We start from the raw sequence: 17,402 nt of genomic DNA, 5'->3' as shown, positions 1-17,402 counted from the left end.
CCTATTAATAAATAATCATTTGACCATCAACATGACGATCTGGTTTTACATTCATTGTTCTTAAAACCCCCCCCATAATACGGCTAAAAACTGGCGCTGAAACAGATCCCCCATAATATTGACCTGCTTTAGGATTATCTATCACAACGACCAAAGAATATTTTGGCGCCGTAGAGGGTGCAATTCCTGCTGTATAGGCTAAATATTGATTAACATATCGCCCACCAGATAATTTTTTAGCCGTACCAGTTTTCACTGCAACACTATAACCAGGTACAGAAGCTTTTGTGCCACCACCTGTTACCGCAACAGCCTCCATTAAATGAACTACCGTTTTGGCAATTTTTTCCGGTACGACTCGCTCACCCTTAATTGGTTCATTAACTTTTAATATCGAAACGGGTCGATAAACACCATAACTACCAATGGTTGCATACGCTCTAGCTAATTGTAATGGCGTAACATTCAATCCATAACCAAATGAGAATGTTGCTCGTTCAATATCTGCCCATTTTCGAGTTCTATCTGCGGCAATTGAACCACTCACTTCACCACCTAAACCTAATGCTGTAGGATGTCCTAAACCAAATCGACTAAAATATTCTACCAGTTCGCTTGGCTGCATTTGTAACGCTAATTTACTGACACCAACATTACTTGATTTTTCTAATATACCCGCTAAGTTAAGTGATTTTTGATAGGAAACATCCTTAATTTCATAGCGGTTTACATAAAATGGTCTCGTATCGATAATCGTGTTTAAATTCGCAATCTTCTTTTCTAAAGCTGCCATTACAACTAATGGTTTAACAGTTGAACCGGGTTCAAAAGCGTCGGTAATGGCACGGTTGCGTAACGAGTTATAATCAATTGATGAACGATTATTAGGATTATAAGATGGGCTAGTTGCCATCGCCAAAATCTCACCTGTATGAACATCAATCAATACCGCTGTACCACTATCAGCTTTATTAAATTGCACAGCTTGACTCAGTTCGCTATAAACTAATGACTGCAAACGTTCATCAATACTTAAGACTAAATCTGAAGCTCTCTCACTTTCAGTCCGTGCGAGTTCTTCAATTACACGTCCAAATCTGTCACGTCTTATTACTCGTTGTCCTGATTCGCCGATTAACCATTTATTAAAGCTTTTTTCAATTCCTTCTGAACCTTTTTCATTTCCGTTTTCATCGGTATCTGTCAAACCAATCAATTGAGCTATATTTTCGGCAGCTGGATAAAAACGTTTAGAGGTTTTAACAAATGAAACCCCTGGTAATTTTAGCTGCTTTAAATAATCCGATAACGTTGGTGTAACCTGTTTAGCTAAATAAGCAAATCGTGTAGATGGATTACTCAATTTTTGTTCTAAGTTAGCAATCGGTATATTTAAAGCCGCTGACAATCCTTTCCATCTAACATCATTAGCATTTACCCCCCCTTTTTGAATAACTATTTTCGGGTCTGCCCAAACATCATACATTGGTACACTAACAGCTAAAGCTCGTCCATTTCGATCCGTTATCATGGCTCTGGGTGCATCCATATCCTGATGACGCAACGAGCGTTTATTGCCCTCAGCTATCAGCTTATCAGGATGGATAATCTGTAAAATTGCCATTTGAGTAATTAATGCAATTATGGCAATCACAATCAAACCATATACAACATAAAATCGACTAGGTGAAAAAAACTGTTTTTTACTATTCAATTTATTGACTTTATTATTCTTAACAGTCTTTTTTGATTTAGTGATAGATTTCATCATTTACTCTTTATCACAATAACAGTTTCATTTTCTGGTGTAACATAAGACATATCTAATTGATTTTTAGCTTTAGCCTCAACTCGCTTTGGATCAGCTAATACATTTTCTTCAATAACTAGATTACGCCATTCACTTTCTAAAACATCTTGCTCCAAAAGAAGTCGTTCACGTTCAGATAACTGCTTTCTAACTTGTTGAGTCGTAATCAATACTGCACCAGCAGACAAAACAATAAGTACTAATAAAAAAATAGACATTTTTTGATGATTGACCAAATCACCAATGATTAAACCAAATAAACTTTTATTTGGTTTACGCTGAGTATCTATTTCATCATAAATACCGTCATGATAATTATTACTGTTTTGGCTACTGTTCATTGTTTCTTTCTGCTACCCTCAATATTGCACTTCGAGAACGTGGATTTTTTTCAATTTCATCATTACTCGGTTTAATTTTGCCAAGGGACTTCAATTTTGCACTACCATACTGCTTTATCTGCTGCTCTGTTAACGGTAATCCTGCTGGCAAAGTTGGACCTTTACTTTGCCTATTTATAAACTGCTTAACGATTCTATCCTCTAAAGAATGGAAACTAATAATAGCTAGTCTTCCTTTATTAGCTAGCACAGATAAACTGCTATTTAAAGCTTGTTCCACCTCTTCTAATTCACTATTAATATAAATACGTATAGCTTGGAAACTACGTGTTGCAGGATGTTTATTTTTATCTTTTTTAGGTGTCGCCTTTTCTATAATATTAGCTAATTCTAATGTTCGTGTTATAGGCGAAATTTTATTTTGCTCCACAATCGCTTTTGCAATACGTTTCGCAAATTTTTCCTCACCAAATGTTTTTAATACCCAAGCTATATCTTCTTCATCACTACTTAATAACCATTCACTTGCGGTAACACCTTTATGATTATTCATTCGCATGTCAAGTGGACCATCTCGCATAAAAGAAAAACCACGTTCAGGATCATCAAGCTGAGGCGAAGATACACCCAGATCTAATAAGAAACCATCTATTTGACCTAATAGTCCCAAAGAATCAATATACTGATATACATTCGAGAATTCGCCTCGAATGAATGTAAATCTTGAATCAATTATTTTTTTGGCTGTTTGTTCTGCACGCTCATCACGATCTATGGCGATCAATTTTCCTTGTTTACCAAGTTGCTCAAGTATTTTTCTTGAATGACCACCACGACCAAACGTGCCATCAATATAGATGCCATCTTTTTTTATATTTAATGCGTTTATTGCCTCGTTTAATAAAACAGTAGTATGTTGATAATCACTCAATTTTTAGCTCTTTTTAAATAGTTAAATTTTTTAAATTAGAGGATAAATTTTCCATATCAGCGGGTAGTGCGGCAATATCCTCACTAATTTGTTGATACCATACTCCTTCATCCCAAATTTCAAATTTATTGGATTGTCCAACAAACATTGTCAGTTTTTCTAACTTGGCATAAGTGCGTAACGTTTGTGGTAATAAAATTCGTCCCGAATTATCCATTGAACATTCGGTTGCATAACCTAATAGTAATCGTTTAATTCTTCGTTCAGCTTCGACAATAGATGATAATGTCGAAAGTTGTTGCTCAATTATTTTCCATTCCGTCATTGAATAGAGGGCAAGGCATGGATGGTATAAACCTATAGTGCATACCATACCTTCAGCCAATAATTCCCGATAGCGAGTGGGAATAGCCATCCGCCCTTTGCTATCGATATTGACTGAAATTGCACCACTAAACATTTAAGCACCATTATTGGTAAATTTTTAATAATTTTAATTTCATAAAAATCAAAACGTTAAATAATTTATACTTTTTTACCACTTAACCCCACTTTTTACCACAAAAATTTACAAAATAATAGCTATTTAATTAATTAATTTTTCGATAATTGTAGTTTGGATTTTTAATTCGTTTATTTAAATCTAACTATAGGTTTTACATTAAATAAATTTAATAAAGACATTCAACATACAAATTTTAGAATGCATTGAAGCTTGAGCTAAGTTGCTTATTAAAGCGAGATATAGTGTCAGTAATAGAATCTAAAACCATGAAGATATAAAGAAAGGTAAAATATTATTTATAAAAATAAACTGGCAACAGCGATGATTAAAATATTAAATTTATAACAATTCGTTGTTTAATGATTTTGTTAAAATTTAAGCATAACTAAAACAATTAGTTGCCAGCTTTTGCTGGCAAACAAATATTGAATTAACGAGGAGCCCAAAAACCTACTACATTGACTTTATCTTGCTGTAAAACTGCTCTTATAGGCATTTGATTAACATCGGTACCTTTTTCAGCTTGTTCTAAAACTTTAATCTTACTTTCACCAATTAGGTGTAAATAGATATTTTTACTACCTAATATGATTGGTAGTGTTAATGTGATACGATCAAGTGGCGCAGTTAATGGTGTCATGCCGATTACTTTACGATTTGAGTGCATGTCCAAGCCCAATTTCAAATTATCTGCTCCTGGAAATAGTGAAGCAGTGTGACCATCTTCCCCCATTCCCAAAATCAAAACATCAAAAGGCATCGGCACTTTATCTAAAATCTGTTCCGTTACTTCGGCACCATCAAACGGATTATCACAACTGTTTTTTAAACCAACAAAATTAGCAAATTTTGCTTTATTTTGTAATAAATAAGTCATGACTAATTTTTCATTACTGGCATCGTCAGTATCGTCGACCCATCTATCATCAACTAATGTAATATAAACTCGATTCCACTCTAAGTCTTGCTGACTAAGCAAGGTGAATAAAGGAATTGGCGTTTTTCCGCCAGAAACAGCAATAGATGCATGTCCTTTTTTTTCTATAGCCTGCTTAAGATCGTTAACTATACGAGCTGTGAGTTCTTCATTTAATACTTGACTATTTGCATATTTGTTTAGTGTAAACATAGTTATGTTCCTTTATTCAAATTCGTGCCATGAATGCCCATCTTTAGTAATTAAAGCGACAGAAGCTACCGGCCCCCAAGTACCTGCTTGATAAGTTTTCGGGAGTTCTTTTTCCGAATTCCAAGCACTAATAATAGAATCGACCCATTTCCAAGCGGCTTCAACCTCATCACGATGAACAAATAATGCCTGACGTCCACGCATTACTTCGAGTAATAATCGCTCATAAGCATCAGCACTATTTTGTTGAAACGCTTCATTAAAACTTAGGTCAAGTTTGGTTGTTTGTAAATTATGAGTACTATCCAATCCCGGTACTTTATTTAAGATTTCAATATCTAAACCTTCGTCAGGTTGCAATCGAATCGTTAATTTATTTTGTGGCAATTCAGGATATGATTCACTAAATATATTAAGTGGTAATGATTTAAAATATACCACAACTTCTGAACATTTACTGGCTAAGCGCTTGCCTGTGCGTAAATAAAATGGCACTCCAGCCCAACGCCAATTATCAATATCAACGCGAATTGCAACAAAAGTTTCGGTGCTACTCTCTTTATTTGCTCCATCTTCTTCTAAATAGCCTGGAACATTTATACCATTAACAAATCCAGCTGTATATTGGCCACGTACAACTTTTTCCCTAAGGTTAGTTTTATCAATAGGTCTAAGTGCATTTAGTACAGCAATTTTTTCATTACGTAAACTTTCATCTTTTAAATTAGCCGGTGGTGACATAGCTATCATAGTTAAAATTTGTAATAAGTGATTCTGAACCATATCACGCATTTGACCCGCTTTATCGAAATAACCCCATCGACCTTCAATACCGACTTGTTCAGCAACGGTAATTTCGACATGATCGATAGAATTACGATTCCATAAAGATGCAAAAACCGGATTAGCAAAACGTAAAGCTAAAAGGTTTAAAACCGATTCTTTACCTAAATAGTGATCGATACGGTAAACCTGTGATTCATCGAAAAATTGTGCGACAGAATCATTAATGTCTCGCGATGACTGTAAATCAGTACCAAGTGGTTTTTCCATCACAATCCGATTGTGTTTTTGATTTAAACCAGCATGGGCCAAACCTTTACAAATTGTACCAAAAGTCCCTGGATGCATTGCAAAATAAAAAATAGCTGTGCGATTTTGCTCAAGTTTATTCTTTAAATCATTAAAACCAGCGATATCATTAACATCCAATTTATGAAAATTAAGGCGCTGACTAAATCGTCGCCAAATATTCTCATCTAAAGGTTCTGACATAAATGTTGTTAGTGCTTCCTTAGCCACTTCACTATAAGCCACTTTATCCCAATCGGCACGACCAACGCCTAATATTTTGGTTTCCTCAGGCAGTTTTCCATACTTTTCTAATTGATATAAAGACGGTAATAATTTACGCCTCGTCAAATCCCCTTTAGCACCAAAAATAACTAAATTGCAAGCTGGGACATCAGACATGGTTTTCTCCTAACTAAAATGATATCAATATGATTTATTCTATTATGTTAAATAGCCAGTGTACACCCAGTTAATGCTATAAATCATAATAATAGGCATTTGCCATCATTAAAAAATAAAAAACAAAAGGTCACCATATCGGTGACCTTTTGCTATAAGCTTTATTGATTTAGCCTAATAGTGCACTTTATACGCGAACAAAGTCCATATGAACTAATTTAGGCTTGAATGGATGACGTTGTACTGCTTGTACTTTAGCTTTAACAGCTTTACCGTCAACTTCAATAGTAAGCACTTCAGAATAAAATTCTGGTTTTTCTTGCATGTTGAAAACATGGTTGTGATCAAGCACAACAGATATTGCAGGTTCAGTTCCACCATAAATAATTGCTGGGAATTGACCAGCGTGACGCAGGCGGCGGCTCGCACCCTTACCATGCTCTTTTCTAACTTCTGCTTTTAATGTAAACATGTTTATTTCTCTATGTTATTTAGATAAAAAACCAATTACAGGCGACCCAGTAGTTGGTTATGAAATTGGTGCTTTAAAAAAGCTTGAGGATTATAAAGCGTTATGCTTGTAAACGCAAACAATTAATCAACTGCTGTCAATAAAAACGATTGCGTTTAAACATCACTTGCTTTGCAAAATTAGACCAATTTAATTTTAAAGCCATATGACATTTTTTGTGTTGGTGATAATTTGAGTGTTTGATTAATACATGCACTTTCAACACACACCATTTTTTTATATTCTTGGTCATCAAAATCAGCCATCGCTTTAGCTTTATCTGTCCATGGATTCCATGTAACAACATCACTAGCATTAATGTTTGTAAGCTGAATTGTTCGACAAGTATCATCAATCGTTATGGTATTTTCAGCATGGGTATAAATACGATCAACCTCTTGATTAAAGGTTAATTGTCCATTAATTGTTGGCTTATTTTCAACAGACAAACGATCTTGATAAGTATCACCTAACCCTTTGACTATTACATTGTCGATATCGCTAATACCAAAATAGGTATGTAATGCACTTGTCACTTCAAAATCACCTTGACAACTTAATGTGATTTCACAGCTATTTCCGACATGTATCGTTAACCAAACTTTAAACGGTTTTGAGAAATAAGATTCAGTTTGTGAGTTATTCGTTAATGACAAGATGATATCGACACCATTAGCGTCTTCTTGGCAAGAATCTAACGTCCACTCAACAATACGAGCAAAACCGTGTGAAGGATTACCTAATTGCCCAAACCAAGGCCAACAAATGGGTACACCGCCACGGATAGCCGTTCCTTTTTTAAAAAAGGTTTTTTCACTTAACCAAATAACTGGAGATGTTTCGGTCGATGGTTGCCAAAATAATAAATGCGCGCCTTGTAATGATATCGCTGCCGTGCATGTTTTATGGTTAACCGTTAAAATGGGTAATTCACCAAAATCCGATTGTTTTACTGAAGGGCTTATTGACGCTGCTGACAAACCATTATCCAAAATGTTGTTAACAATACTCATATTTTCTCCTACAAAAAATAGTCTTATCGATAATTAATATCGAAAAATTAATGGTGATTGTACGCTCTTTACACGAAATTTAAAAATACCAAAATAGTAAAAAAAGCTTTTTTTTATGAATTGAAGTAAAATAGTGCAATATTTATATAACCATTCATCAACCGCTATTAAGTTTTAGGATAGGCAGATGTTTTCATATAAAATTCCACTTAGCTTATATATACATATGCCTTGGTGTGTACAAAAATGTCCTTATTGTGATTTCAATTCTCACACCATCAAAAAAACACCTGATTATCGTGCTTATATTGATCATTTGATTAAAGATTTACAGCAAGATATAGCACTTTGTCCTGAACGCTCGATCCATTCGGTTTTTATCGGCGGTGGTACGCCAAGTTTATTTTCTGCTGAATTGATTAATCATCTGTTAACCAAGGTTAATGAACTGATTCCAATTGAAAAAGATGCCGAAATCACTATCGAAGCCAATCCAAATTCGGTTGATGCAGAAAGATTTACAGGCTATCAACAAGCAGGAATAAATCGTATTTCAATAGGAGTTCAAAGTTTTCAAACCGATAAACTCATCAAATTAGGACGTATTCATAATCCCCAGGAAGCAATCAATGCTGGGAAATTAGCACATAAACTAAAATTGAACAGCTTTAATTTAGATCTAATGCATGGACTCCCCGATCAAAGTTTGGACGATGCCCTATTTGATCTTACACAAGCAATCGCCATTGATCCTCCCCATTTATCCTGGTATCAATTAACCATTGAGCCTAATACGCTTTTTGGTTCTAAACCACCTGTTCTTCCGGATGATGATAAGTTATGGGAAATTTATCAACTAGGTCATCAGCTATTAACTCAACATGGTTATCAGCAATATGAAACATCAGCTTATGCGAAACCAGAATTTAAATGCCAACATAATTTAAATTATTGGCGATTTGGTGACTATTTAGGAATTGGATGTGGTGCACATGGTAAAATAACCCAATCTAATGGAGATATTATTCGTACCGTAAAAACACGTCACCCCAAAGGGTATCTTGAAGGACGTTATATCGAAAAATCTTATACCGTACCAAAGGAAGATCTTGCATTCGAATTTTTTATGAATCGTTTTAGATTATTTGAATCGTTCCCAAAATACGAGTTTGAAGAGCGAACTTTTTTGCCTTTAAAGACTATCGAAAAACAAATAAACATTGCCATTGAAAAAAATTATCTTTGTGATGATAAAAAAAATTGGAAAATTACAGAGCATGGAAAACTTTTTTTAAACTCATTGCTTGAAATATTTTTATAGAATTATCAATATGTTAAGTTTATTTTTACAATGCCAATTTGTTAATTTACGTTAAATTAACGGATTAAATACGGACAATTTAGAAAAATATTTACATCTAATTACATACTTTTACTTAAAAAAGGTGCATAATATACTCGACAATGTATTTATTTCATTGTTTTCCTATTCCTTATGTTTTCCCAATAACGTTGTTATTGGGATTTTTTTTGATTTTATTTCGCTTTAAAATAAACTTACAATATTTAATTATCTTTGGAATGGGAAATAAATTTGTCCAATTCTGTTAATGTTGAAGTCCCTTCCATTGGTCCTTTTTTGGATACCGCAAGCGCACCACTTGCATTAGCATATTCTAGTGCTTTTTCAACCGAAAAACCGGCTAACATTAAACTGACAAATGTAGCTCCAAAACAATCACCCGCTCCGGTTGGATCTACCGATTCTCTTTTAAAACCATCAACATGCATCGTTTTGATTTTATTATTTTCATCATATCCATAATAATTAGCGCCTTTAGCACCACATTTTACAGCTATATGTTTAATCCCTTTTTGAAGCAATTTAGTCATGATTTCAAGTTCACTTTCATCATTATCATCAGCAAAATAGTAAACTTCACTTTCACTTGGCAAAAATATATCGGTATATTCCATAATATAATCGAATGATTGCTCCATTTCCTGAATATTAAACATCTCCTTGCGTAAATTGGGATCGAAGGAAATAGTCCCACCATTTTGCTTGATGATGTCCAGTGCTTTGCGCATAGCATCAATTGCTCGAAAAGAGTAGAGAGAAGAACCCATAACGTGTAAATGAGAACAATCTTTTAGAAGATTTTCAATAATATGATTGAAGGAAAGTAAACCACATGCACTATTTGGAATATTGAAAATAAAGTCCCTTTCATTTGAATTTCGATATGAAACAAAAGCGCTTCCGGTATTGGCTTTATCATGAAAAGTGATGCCATCTGTAATCACTCCATCTCGTTTGAGCCGATTAACACACATTCTGCCAAAAGGGTCTTTACCAACACAACTGAAAAAAACAACAGGAAAACCTAATTTAGCAACTTGATCTGCAAAAATTGCAGGTGCACCACTTGGAAAAGGGCCAATAAATTCGCCTGTTTGATCAAATCGTTGATGCTGCTCGCTTGCTAAAAATTCAACTAATAATTCTCCTATAGTGCAAATCTTAAAATCCATATCATGCTCCTAAGTCATTTGATAAGTCACACTAAATTTATTTGCTGCAAATTGTCTAAAATTTGAATCTAATAATTGTTGATGATATTCGGTGACGGCAGGTCTTGATAAAATGACGACATCCAGATTTTTCAATTTACCAATGCTATGATCATCATTGCAAATACCCCTTTGCGGTAAAATACCGATTATATGGTGAGCTTTTTTAGTCACTTGCTGATAAGCATTAATCTGTTCAAAATCTTCTATTATTAATTGATTATTATTGTTAATAGCACATAATTCTATTATAAAATGCGAGATTTGATAGTCATTCAAAATAGGGTCAATTCCATTATTTTGTAGTATATTACCTTCTAATAACATCCCCCCAATAAGGATAATATTTGCATCAGTGAATTCTTTAGCAAGTTGAGCATTATTGAGGTCATTCATGATTATTGTTAAAGATCTTTTGGAATATAGATAGGGGATGAGCTTTCTCGTTAATCTACCATGACTCAAAAAAATAGTATCTCCATCATTTATGTAATTTAAACAATTTTTTACTAAGTCAATGTTATTACGATCATCAATAAATGATGAATAATTAGCATTGGTTAAATTGTTTTTATTTATTGATGCTTCTGGTGATAAGTATATTGCTCCCCCAAAAGAACGTTTTAAATACCCTTGATGTTCTAAGTAAGTCAAATCTTGACGGATAGTTACTGTTGAAACTTGAAGCATGTATGATAACTCATCAACTTTTACTTCACCTTTTTTTCGCACAATTTCTGCTATGTCTAACCGACGTTTTAACAGGGCTGAAGACACTTTAGTCAATTTTTATATCCTATATTACATATAATAAATCAAGAACGTTGATAATAAAATTTATCATACAAGTGGTCAACAATAATTCGCAAACAGTGTTCTAACTTAATTATTTCAGCTTACATATCTAAAAGTTATGAAACTAATGTTACCCATTAAAACTCGACTTTTCCAATTTAAATTCCTCATTTTCTTAAGCAAATATTAAAATTTGTGATCCTCCTCACGGTAATCGCACTAGCATAACTTTCATTTTGAAAGCATAATAAATAAAAATAAGTTTCATTTGAAAAAATGAATAATTGAAAGTGAATTAATATCGATAATTAAGGAGCTGTCATATGTCGATCATTTCAAGTCATAATATGTTAAAAAAAGCACAGCAGAAACATTATGCCGTTCCAGCTTTTAACATACATAATCTAGAAACCATGCAAGTTGTTGTTGAAACGGTTGCCGAATTACAGTCCCCTGTGATTTTAGCCGGCACCCCAGGTACCTATAGTTATGCCGGTACCGAAAATATTATTGCCATTGCCGAAGCGTTATCTAAAAAACACAATGTACCATTAGCTGTTCATCTCGATCACCACGAAGAATACGATGATATTGTTGAAAAAATTAATTCAGGAATACGCTCAGTCATGATTGATGGTTCGCATTTCCCTTTTGAAGAAAACATTGCGTTAGTAAAACGCGTTGTTGATTATGCTCACCGCTATGATGTGAGTGTTGAAGCTGAATTAGGTAGGCTTGGTGGCGTTGAAGATGATCTTGTGGTGGATGCTAAAGATGCTTTATATACCAATCCTAAACAAGCAGTTGAATTTATTGAAAGAACCGGAATTGATTCACTTGCCATTGCAATTGGGACAGCTCACGGTCTGTATAAATCAGAACCTAAATTAGATTTTGATCGACTTTCTGAAATTCGTTCCATGGTGGATATTCCACTGGTATTACATGGCGCTTCAGGTGTTCCGGACAAAGATGTCCGTGAATGCATTCAACGTGGTATTTGCAAAGTCAATGTAGCAACAGAACTCAAAATCGCCTTTTCTGATGCGCTAAAACACTATTTTATCGAAAATCCAAATGCCAATGATCCTCGACATTACATGAAACCAGCAAAAGCAGCGATGAAAGAAGTGGTTAAAAAAATCATTACAACATGTGGATGTGCCGGTAAACTCTAAGAGGTCAACATATGATCTATACTTTAACACTCAATACGGCAATTGATATGAATATCCGTTGCCAAGGTCTAAATCCTAATTCAGTGAATCGTACTTCACATACAGAATATAGTCCCAATGGTAAAGCCGTTAACGTTTCAATTGTTTTGAAAAAGTTTAATAGACCAACATGTGCATTGGGCTTTTTTGGAGGATTTTCGGGTAAATATATTGTTGATGAACTCATCAAAATGCAGATCGAAATCAAACCTTGTTTTATCGATGATATCACTCGCATTAACGTTTTTATTAATGATGGACAAAATGAATATAAGCTCGTGGGAAAAGGGCCTTTTGTGCCAGATAAAAAGAAAGCTGAAATGCTAAACATCATCGATTCACTCAATCACAATAGCTATTTAGTCATCAGTGGTAGTCTACCTAATAATATCGAACCTGAATATTATCAAGCTGTTTTAGATATATGCCAAACCAAAAATATTCAAGTTATTTTAGATATCAGTCATCCTAAACTCGCTCAATTACTTACTTATAAACCGCTATTAATTAAACCCAATAATGATGAACTGAAAGACATTTTTGGATTAGAAACCCAAACGACAGAACAAGTCATTGCATCATTATCAACGGTACATTCACTTGGTGCTCAAAATATTTTATTAACTATGGGGGAAAAAGGTCTTTACTTTTCAAATGGTCAGCATGTTTGGTATTGTAATGCTGTGCCAATCAATTTGATCAGTTCTGCTTGTGCAGGCGATGCGTCACTTGCTGCATTTCTTAGTGAATGGCTACCGAAACAAGAACACGTTGAAAAAGCAATGAAAAAAGCCTCTGCAACAGGGGCTAATGTTGCGGAATCAGATGGATTAGGTCTACTCGATAAAATCAGTACCTATATGGAGAAACTTGTAGTTACCCAAATTAAATAAAGGGGGCGTTATGAAGAAGATACTCGCTGTAACAGGCTGCCCAACCGGTATCGCACATACCTATATGGCAGAAGAAGCATTAAAATCAGCTGCACAAAAAGCAGGAATTGAAATTAAAGTAGAAACCAATGGTGCAAGTGGTGTTGATAATGCAATTACCGAAGCTGATATGGCAAATGCCATTGGGGTGATTATTGCGGCAGATAAAGATGTTAATCCTGATCGCTTTAATGGTTTACCTGTTATTGAAGTTCCCGTTAAAGAGGGTATACATAAAGCGACAGCATTAATAGAACAAATCACTTCAGGGACAGTTCCAGTTCGCAAAGGCGTACAAAATAGTGTTAATAAAGCGAGTTCAAATCAAGTGGAAGTCAAAGAATCGATTGGACGCCAGCTCTATAAACATTTAATGAGCGGTGTATCAAACATGCTGCCATTTGTTGTCGCCGGTGGTGTACTCATTGCTTTATCATTTTTATGGGGTATTTATTCCGCAGATCCTAAAAATGAACAATATAATGAATTTGCAGCAATGCTTAATCAAATTGGTGGAAAAGCATTTGACATTATGGTGCCTATTTTCACCGCTTTTATAGCCAATTCTATTGCAGGTAAGCAAGGGATGGTTGCCGGTTTTGTAGGTGGATTAATGGCTACGGCTACCGGTGCAGGTTTTTTAGGCGGTATTCTCGCTGGATTTGCTGCTGGCTATTTGATGCTATATGTTAAAAAATGGTTAGATCATCTACCTCGCTCTTTCGAAGGACTGAAATCTATTTTTATCATGCCATTAATCGGTGTATTTGTTATTGGTGCAGGGATGTATTATCTCGGTAAACCCATCGCCATAGCGAATAACACAATGGCTGTATGGCTTGGTTCATTACAACATACTAATCCAATTTTACTCGGTATTGTTATTGGTGCTATGTGTTCCTTTGATTTTGGTGGCCCTATTAATAAAGCAGCTTATGTAACAGGTACTATGTTATTGGGTGAAGGAAATTACTATTTTATGGCAGGGGTTTCAGCTGCTTGCATTGCACCGCCTTTTGTTATCGCCTTCTCGACGACCATTTTCCGTCAAAAAGCCTTTACAGAAGAAGAACGTGCTGCGGGTATTGTTAATTATGTTCTCGGTTCCACACATATTACCGAAGGTGCAATTCCATTTGCGGCAAAAGATCCTTTGCGCGTCATTCCAATCATGATGTTATCGTCGGCAATTGCATCCGTATTGACATTTTTATGCCAAATTCAAGTGCCTGCTCCACATGGCGGCTTTTTAGTATTGCCTTTGGTCAATAAACCGCTTTTATGGGTTGGTTGCATTTTCGCTGGTGCAATAGTTGGCGCAATTCTATTAGGTTTAGTTCGTATTGCACAAAACAAAAAATTAGCTATTAAAGCAACGGTATAATCAACAAATTAGTCTACCGCTCATCATCGGTAGACTAACAAAATAAGGATAACAAATGAGCGATTTAAAACTCAATGTAAATGATATTTCAATTATAGAGGGCGCTTTTCTAAAACAAGATGCGATTAAAGCAGTATCTGAAAAGATGATTAACGCGGGATTAGTCAAAAATGATTATACTCTAGCAATGTTCGATCGTGATGCACAAATTTCGACTTTTTTGGGTAATGGTATAGCTATTCCACATGGCACAATAGAAAAACGTGATAGTGTTATCGAAACGGGACTTAAAGTGATTTATTATCCACAAGGTATCAAATGGGACGAAGATAATAATATTGCTTATGTTGTCATTGGTATTGCGGCTAAATCGAATGAGCACTTAGATATATTACGTAAATTAACACGTGCCGTGATTGCAGACGATACACTTGAGCGTATCTTAGCAGTAAAGGCACCAGAACAACTATTAGCCATTCTTCAAGGTAATTAATGATAATCACCGAATGAAGTATTCGCATTTAACTCATGGGGGGTATCGGCATCTTATTAACAATAGATGCCGTTACTCAACTGAGCACAGTTCATATTTGCAATAGAAAATACAGTTCATTTATGAATAAAAATTTTCCAGGCGATTATGAATAATTGCCTTATCTTTTACCATTTCAAATGAGACTAAAAATCCCTGCCAATTAATACCTAAAACAATTAACATCTCGTTAAAGTCATAGTAATAACGCACCTCATCGTCATTAATAGAGTCTTTAAACTTAAAATTATGATTAAACTCATCTGTTAACTCAAACGGATGACCCATTTTAAAATCAAAACCTAAATAAGTTAAAATTTGATTAGCTTTATCACGTAAAAACGTGTTCTCCACCACATCTTCCAGTGATAATGCTTCAACATGCCCCAAAATATAAAAAAACAGAATTTGATAACCACATACTTTTGCTATTCCTGATATATCCGCATAAATAAAATCGTCGATAATTTGATACTCATCTAAAGTAAAAAAACAATCGATATCCAGCTTGTTAAAGCTTGCCTTTTCATACAAAAGGCCCCGTTCACTATTCAAATTAACGTTTTCCTTTTTTAAAATAGGGAATTGAACTGTCATCAAATTGCAGATGATTTTCTTTTTAGAATAACGCGCATATCCTCACCAACTGCTACAACTGATTCAAATTGAAATTGAGGAGCTAGGGATAATTTTTGCAAATTAGGTAAAATACACATATCTTTAGCATTATGACCTAGCAGCTTTGGCGCATAATAAATAATCAGTTCATCAACTAAATTTTGTTCAATTAACGCACCGGCAAGGTGTGCACCTGCTTCAACCCAAACACTATTTATCTGCTTTTGAGCTAAGTTTTCGAGTAAAACTTTTAAATCAATATACTGATTAGCTGAGGGCTCTACAATCAACAATGCGTTGGGCACTGCAATTGATAAATTTTGCTTTCGTACAACCCAAGTTTCGCCGGGTTGTTGGAAAATATTCTCATCACCGGTTAATTGATGTTGACCATCAATAATTATTCTAATGGGTTGTCTAATCTTTTCGATAGGATAGATTTTCTGTATGTCATCGGGTAATTGGTGATATCTAACGGTTAAACTTGCATTATCGGTTTGTACTGTTTTACGGGTACTTAATATACAACTGGCTTGAGCACGAAACTGTTGTACATCTTCTCTGGCTTTATTTGAGGTTATCCACTTGCTTTCACCCGATGCCATGGCAATTTTTCCGTCTAACGAAGCCGCCAGTTTCAGTTGGACAAAAGGTAAGCCTGTGCGCATGCGTTTTAAAAAACCTTTATTAATCGCTTCCGCTTGGTCAGCTAAAATCCCTAGGGTTACCTCAATACCTGCATCTTGTAAACGTTTAATGCCCTTACCTGCAACATTAGGGTTGGGATCTTGCATTGCGATAACGACACGTTTAACCCCTGATTGAATTAATGCATCGGCACAAGGTGGCGTTCGACCAAAATGACTACAAGGCTCTAAGGTAACATAAGCGGTTGCACCTTTTGCTTGTTGTCCCGCCATTTGTAGGGCATAAACTTCTGCATGGGGTTGACCCGCTTTTTGATGATAACCAGTCCCAATAACTTGATTATCTTTAACGATGACACACCCGACATTAGGATTAGGCGTTGTCGTGAAACGACCAAGCTTAGCAAGCTCAATCGCTTGATGCATGTAAACGTGATCTTGATCAGAAATTGTTGTCATATTATTGATTATTTTTGTTGTAATTTAGCAATTTCATTACTAAATTGTTCAATATCATCAAAACTAAAATAGACAGAAGCAAAACGAATATAAGCAATTTTGTCTAAATTTTTAAGCTCCTCTATGACATAGTCACCAATTAATTTTGCAGGAACTTCTCGCTCACCCGTTGCTCTCAGTTTAGACTTAATACGTGTAATGGCATCTTCAATAGCATCAAAACTAACAGGACGCTTTTCAAGTGCACGCTTAATGCCATTACGGAGCTTTTCTTCGTTAAATGGTTCACGAACTTTATTGCTTTTGATGACATTAGGCATGATTAATTCAGCAACTTCAAATGTAGTGAAACGTTCATTACATTCCACACATTGACGACGGCGACGGACTTGGTATCCTTCACCAACCAAACGAGAATCAATGACTTTAGTATCTTCAGCATTACAAAACGGACAGTACATAAAACATCTCTATAATGACATAATGTACATTACAATATCTGAAAATGTTAATTTAAACAAGGTTTACCTT

18 protein-coding genes are annotated in these 17,402 nt (G+C 35.0%); 5 read left to right on the top strand and 13 right to left on the bottom strand.

The genetic code is table 11. The annotated features are described in order from the left end of the window. Positions 1-4 precede the first annotated feature (4 nt). From ftsI to ACKJXD_RS04925, 8 genes are all read right to left on the bottom strand, one after another. Complete coding sequence (ftsI, locus tag ACKJXD_RS04960; RefSeq protein WP_370632152.1) at positions 5-1,768, bottom strand: peptidoglycan glycosyltransferase FtsI; 1,764 nt, start codon at positions 1,766-1,768, stop codon at positions 5-7. Further along, positions 1,768-2,151: a cell division protein FtsL gene (ftsL, locus tag ACKJXD_RS04955; protein WP_220216587.1), complete on the bottom strand. Its 384-nt coding sequence runs from the start codon at positions 2,149-2,151 to the stop codon at positions 1,768-1,770. The genes ftsI and ftsL overlap by 1 nt, the downstream gene beginning before the upstream one ends. Beyond that, positions 2,141-3,082 (bottom strand): 16S rRNA (cytosine(1402)-N(4))-methyltransferase RsmH, encoded by a 942-nt coding sequence (gene rsmH, locus ACKJXD_RS04950; protein ID WP_294825935.1) that lies wholly within the window; start codon positions 3,080-3,082, stop codon positions 2,141-2,143. Before rsmH ends, ftsL begins: the two co-directional genes overlap by 11 nt. Positions 3,083-3,095: 13 nt before the next feature. Then, the gene (mraZ, locus tag ACKJXD_RS04945; protein ID WP_220216585.1) at positions 3,096-3,542 is read right to left on the bottom strand and encodes a division/cell wall cluster transcriptional repressor MraZ; all 447 of its coding nucleotides are present in this window, start codon (positions 3,540-3,542) and stop codon (positions 3,096-3,098) included. Between the two features lie 475 nt (positions 3,543-4,017). Further along, entirely contained in the window at positions 4,018-4,716 is a 699-nt protein-coding gene (gene pgl / locus ACKJXD_RS04940) for a 6-phosphogluconolactonase (RefSeq protein ID WP_294825937.1), read from the bottom strand. A 12-nt stretch (positions 4,717-4,728) separates the two neighbouring features. After that, positions 4,729-6,189: a glucose-6-phosphate dehydrogenase gene (gene zwf, locus ACKJXD_RS04935; RefSeq protein WP_220216583.1), complete on the bottom strand. Its 1,461-nt coding sequence runs from the start codon at positions 6,187-6,189 to the stop codon at positions 4,729-4,731. A 187-nt stretch (positions 6,190-6,376) separates the two neighbouring features. Beyond that, positions 6,377-6,661 (bottom strand): 50S ribosomal protein L25, encoded by a 285-nt coding sequence (rplY, locus tag ACKJXD_RS04930; protein WP_220216582.1) that lies wholly within the window; start codon positions 6,659-6,661, stop codon positions 6,377-6,379. A 179-nt stretch (positions 6,662-6,840) separates the two neighbouring features. Continuing rightward, complete coding sequence (locus tag ACKJXD_RS04925) at positions 6,841-7,713, bottom strand: D-hexose-6-phosphate mutarotase (protein WP_430875698.1); 873 nt, start codon at positions 7,711-7,713, stop codon at positions 6,841-6,843. 187 nt (positions 7,714-7,900) lie between these two features. On the opposite strand from ACKJXD_RS04925, the gene hemW reads away from it, so the two are divergent. Beyond that, positions 7,901-9,034 carry a radical SAM family heme chaperone HemW gene (hemW, locus tag ACKJXD_RS04920; protein ID WP_430875697.1) on the top strand — a complete coding sequence of 378 codons (1,134 nt, stop codon included), beginning with the start codon at positions 7,901-7,903 and terminating at the stop codon, positions 9,032-9,034. Positions 9,035-9,279: 245 nt separating this feature from the next. Here the strand turns inward: hemW and ACKJXD_RS04915 are convergent, their stop codons facing one another. Together ACKJXD_RS04915 and ACKJXD_RS04910 are read right to left on the bottom strand one after the other, a co-directional pair. After that, positions 9,280-10,248 carry a sugar kinase gene (locus tag ACKJXD_RS04915; RefSeq protein ID WP_430875696.1) on the bottom strand — a complete coding sequence of 323 codons (969 nt, stop codon included), beginning with the start codon at positions 10,246-10,248 and terminating at the stop codon, positions 9,280-9,282. Positions 10,249-10,257: 9 nt separating this feature from the next. After that, positions 10,258-11,064 carry a DeoR/GlpR family DNA-binding transcription regulator gene (locus ACKJXD_RS04910; protein WP_255556885.1) on the bottom strand — a complete coding sequence of 269 codons (807 nt, stop codon included), beginning with the start codon at positions 11,062-11,064 and terminating at the stop codon, positions 10,258-10,260. A gap of 341 nt (positions 11,065-11,405) precedes the next feature. Between ACKJXD_RS04910 and ACKJXD_RS04905 the strand changes: the two genes are divergently transcribed. The 4 genes from ACKJXD_RS04905 to ACKJXD_RS04890 are packed head-to-tail and all read left to right on the top strand — an operon-like array spanning position 11,406 to position 15,108. Beyond that, complete coding sequence (locus tag ACKJXD_RS04905) at positions 11,406-12,260, top strand: tagatose bisphosphate family class II aldolase (RefSeq protein WP_430875695.1); 855 nt, start codon at positions 11,406-11,408, stop codon at positions 12,258-12,260. 11 nt (positions 12,261-12,271) lie between these two features. After that, positions 12,272-13,192, top strand: a complete 921-nt coding sequence (locus ACKJXD_RS04900; RefSeq protein ID WP_430875694.1) for a 1-phosphofructokinase family hexose kinase — start codon at positions 12,272-12,274, stop codon at positions 13,190-13,192. A gap of 10 nt (positions 13,193-13,202) precedes the next feature. Then, positions 13,203-14,615: a PTS fructose transporter subunit IIC gene (locus ACKJXD_RS04895; RefSeq protein WP_294825949.1), complete on the top strand. Its 1,413-nt coding sequence runs from the start codon at positions 13,203-13,205 to the stop codon at positions 14,613-14,615. Between the two features lie 55 nt (positions 14,616-14,670). Then, the gene (locus tag ACKJXD_RS04890) at positions 14,671-15,108 is read left to right on the top strand and encodes a PTS sugar transporter subunit IIA (protein WP_220216574.1); all 438 of its coding nucleotides are present in this window, start codon (positions 14,671-14,673) and stop codon (positions 15,106-15,108) included. A 120-nt stretch (positions 15,109-15,228) separates the two neighbouring features. Here ACKJXD_RS04890 and ACKJXD_RS04885 read toward each other — a convergent pair whose 3' ends face one another. The 3 genes from ACKJXD_RS04885 to nrdR are packed head-to-tail and all read right to left on the bottom strand — an operon-like array spanning position 15,229 to position 17,332. Beyond that, positions 15,229-15,747 (bottom strand): hypothetical protein, encoded by a 519-nt coding sequence (locus tag ACKJXD_RS04885; protein ID WP_430875693.1) that lies wholly within the window; start codon positions 15,745-15,747, stop codon positions 15,229-15,231. Beyond that, a complete protein-coding gene (ribD, locus tag ACKJXD_RS04880) occupies positions 15,744-16,871 on the bottom strand; it encodes a bifunctional diaminohydroxyphosphoribosylaminopyrimidine deaminase/5-amino-6-(5-phosphoribosylamino)uracil reductase RibD (RefSeq protein ID WP_430875692.1) in 1,128 nt (375 codons plus the stop codon). Before ribD ends, ACKJXD_RS04885 begins: the two co-directional genes overlap by 4 nt. 8 nt (positions 16,872-16,879) lie before the next feature. Beyond that, positions 16,880-17,332 (bottom strand): transcriptional regulator NrdR, encoded by a 453-nt coding sequence (gene nrdR, locus ACKJXD_RS04875; protein WP_065558910.1) that lies wholly within the window; start codon positions 17,330-17,332, stop codon positions 16,880-16,882. Positions 17,333-17,402: the final 70 nt, after the last annotated feature.

It is taken from the genome of Gilliamella sp. G0441, from assembly GCF_050589305.1.
Classification (GTDB): Bacteria; Pseudomonadota; Gammaproteobacteria; order Enterobacterales; family Orbaceae; genus Gilliamella.
The sequence above is the reverse complement of the archived record's forward strand: the minus strand, read 5'-3'. Positions and strand labels throughout refer to the sequence as shown.